We start from the raw sequence: 423 nt of genomic DNA on the forward strand, positions 1-423 counted from the left end.
ATCCTTTTCTCGATTTCAGCGAGCTCGTCGTTGCTCTTCTGAATGGATTCGGCGATGCTTGTGTAGCCAGCGGGGGCCGTCGGCTTGTCGACGTACTGCACATCGGGCTTGCGATTGCGCAACTCGTTGGCTTCGCGGGTGAGCCGCCCGATTTCCTTGTCCTTGTCGGCAAGGTCCTTTTCCATGTTGCTAAGACCGGCTTGCTTGCGCTTGTAGTGATCGTCCATTCGCGCAAGGTCTGCCTCGCGGTCGGAGATCTTGCGAGCGCTCGTAGCCAGTTCAGCGCGTAGGTGCTTGGCCTCGCTTTCGGACACTGAGAGCGCCGTTTTTGCGTCCTGGAGTTGCGAGTGAACGTTTAAGAGTTGGATGCGTCCGTCCTCGAGCGCCGCGTCCTTCTTCTGTAGTTCGACGAGCATTCGCTTG

General features: G+C 57.9%; 1 protein-coding gene. It reads right to left on the reverse strand.

Going from position 1 to position 423, the window contains the following annotated elements:
• A partial coding sequence (locus P7F28_RS10320; RefSeq protein WP_277184388.1) for a hypothetical protein occupies positions 1-416 on the reverse strand: 416 nt, incomplete at its 3' end.
• Positions 417-423: the final 7 nt, after the last annotated feature.

The organism is Caballeronia sp. BR00000012568055, from assembly GCF_029439455.1.
Lineage (GTDB): Bacteria > Pseudomonadota > Gammaproteobacteria > Burkholderiales > Burkholderiaceae > Caballeronia.